Here is a 3,029-nt window from a genome sequence, read left to right as displayed (position 1 = left end):
AGCAAGTGTTTCTGGTACGAGTACAAATAACAGCATAAGTTACACGCCGAATTTAGATTATTACGGAACTGATAGTTTTATTGTGCAAATTGATGATGGTAATGGTGGTACAAACCTTATTACAGTCAATGCCACAATCAATTCGATTAACGACATTCCTACAACTACAGGCAACAGCATAACCACTGATGAAGATGCTGCTATTTCAGATACTCTGATAGCGGCAGATATTGATGCTAATCCATTGACTTATAGCATCATTACCAATGGTGCAAAAGGCACAGCAACAATTACCAATACAAGTGCATTTACCTATACCCCCACCGTCAATGCTAACGGTGCAGATAGCTTTACCTTCAAAGTCAATGATGGACTGGTAGATTCTAATGCTTCAGCTATTTCAGTCACCATCAATTCAATCAATGATGCGCCCACATTCACAGAATCAGCACCGCACGCCATTACATTGAATGAAGATAACTCTGCAACCGCCGCAATTAGTACAAGTGCTTACAGTTTTGATTTAAATGCCACAGACATTGATGTCGATACCATTACGTGGTCAATTCAAACTCCTGCAACGCAAGGTACAGCAAGTGTTTCTGGTACGAGTACAAATAACAGCATAAGTTACACGCCGAATTTAGATTATTACGGAACTGATAGTTTTATTGTGCAAATTGATGATGGCAATGGTGGTACAAACCTCATTACAGTCAATGCCACAATCAATCCTATAAATGATACGCCGACAGTCACTACAATAAATGATATAGATGTCACTTACGGTGCAGCAACACAGAATATTAATTTAGATGATTACTTTGCTGACGTAGATAATTTAAATACTGAATTAACTTATACTCTGGTCAATAACACGGATGATGCTATCGTTGAGCCTAGTATTACAAGCAATACCTTAAACGTGCTACTCAAAAATGCAGGAAATAGCAATATTACAATTAAAGGTGCTGATCCAGATGGTCTAGAAGTTCAAACCAGCTTTAATGTTTCCATTGGTAAAGCCAGCACTAGTATTGAAACCATTAAAGTATTTCCAACTCCATCCGCAATTGATCAAGAAGTAACTTTTTCATTTACTGTGACAGCTGTCTCGGGTTCTGGTATTACAGGTGATGTGACGATTTCTGATGGCACAAATACCTGTGTCAAAACGCTGCAAACTAACCATAGTGGAGAAAGTATCTGCCGTATTATATTTACAGAACAGGGAGACTATAGCTTTAGTGCCAATTATGCAGGTGATGATAACTATAATCCAAGTTCAACCAAAGAAATCACTTCACACAAAACTGACAATGCCTTAATTATTTATACAACCCGTCCACGCGACGAATATGAAATCTCAGAAAATGGTGTAGGGGATATTTACTATGTTGAACTTTCAACTTATCCCGTTTATCCAGTTGAATTACATATTACCCCAGATCAACAGCTTTCTATCAATGAGGCAAGTGCAGGCCAAACGGTAACAATCACATTAACTGATACTGAAAAAGTTGAAATTGCCATATTACCTGTTGATGATGATGTACTAGAGGGCATACATGATGGCTTAGTCACGCATGTCAGTGCTAGTGCTGATGTAAACTATGATGCTAAAACCACAGAAATAGGATTCCCAATCATTGATAACGAAGCCGGTATTGTGATTAATAAAACCGATGGACTTACACAATTATTAGAAGGAGAACAAACAGATAGCTACAGTATTAGATTAAGTACCGAACCAATAGAACAAGTTAAAATCAATATCATCACAGACAGCACACAGGTTTCAGCTTATCCTAGTTCGCTCACTTTTAGTCGTTCAAATTGGAATGAGCCTCAAAATATACGCTTATCTGCTGTAGATGACCAAGAAATTGAAGGCGAACATAGTTTAATAGTCACGCATGAGCTTGTCACTGAAGATACACTTTACAGTGCTGAAAATATTACTTTCACGATTGATGAACAAACAGGTGATGGATTGAATGTTAATATTATTGATAATGATATAGCCCAACCACCATTAGCACCTAATCAGCTCACAGCAATTTTAAATGAAATAAATCAAGTGATTTTAAATTGGCAAGATAACAGTCTTGATGAGATAGGGTTTGTAGTATTACGAGATGAACAGACTTTAACTGAATTGGCAGCAGATATAATAAGTTATGCAGATAATAGTCTGCAATGTGGCATTGTTTACCAATATCAAATTTATGCTAAAAATGAGGCTGGAGACTCATTGCCATCAAATAGGGTAAGTGTTGAATTGCCTTGTTTAACTCTACAAGCACCTGATAATTTCACAGCAACAATAATATTAGACACCCAGATTGATTTAACTTGGCTTGATACCAACACATCTGAAATTGGTTATCAAATCATTCGTGATGGGCACATTCTGATTAATACGCCTCAAAATGCAACTGGCTTTACCGATGCTAATTTACACTGTGGAACTCAACATCATTATCTCATCAGTGCGATTGCGGTTGATTTAACGGTATCTCCCGCAGCAGAAATTTTCGCATCGACACCAAACTGTATTGGCGAATTTAGTTTAAGTTTACATATTCAAGGACAAGGCATTGTCAATGGCTGCACCAACAGTTGCAAGCAAAGTTATCCGCAAAATCAAACAGTTTTATTAAATATTACGCCTGCTGCTAATTGGGCATTGAGTCATTGGAGTGGAGATTGTTCTGGTGGCCAAATTATATTAGATACTGATAAAACCTGTACGGCTTATTTTGTTGAACAAATTGCTATTGTTAAGCCAGAAGAAATTATAGAACTTCTTGAAGAAGTGATTGGGCAACCTTCAATCACTGAGCAACTACCTATAACCGAGACTCCCGCAGCACTATTGCCACCACCACCTGTTGTTAACGTTGAAAGTAATTCGATGCTGGATCAAAGTGCCAATATAGCAGGACAAACCGTGAGCAATATTAAGATTCAACTGGGAAGTAGTGTTTCAAATGGCACATTAGGTGGTGAAGTGATTAACAGTGGTC

General features: G+C 37.7%; 1 protein-coding gene. It reads left to right on the top strand.

All coding sequences use genetic code 11. From position 1 onward, the window contains the following. Positions 1 to 3,029 (top strand): tandem-95 repeat protein (locus ABXH34_RS18410; protein ID WP_353573350.1); only part of this gene is annotated, 3,029 nt, incomplete at both ends.

This window comes from Candidatus Albibeggiatoa sp. nov. BB20 (assembly GCA_016744725.1).
GTDB lineage: Bacteria > Pseudomonadota > Gammaproteobacteria > Beggiatoales > Beggiatoaceae > Albibeggiatoa.
The sequence above is the reverse complement of the archived record's forward strand: the minus strand, read 5'-3'. Positions and strand labels throughout refer to the sequence as shown.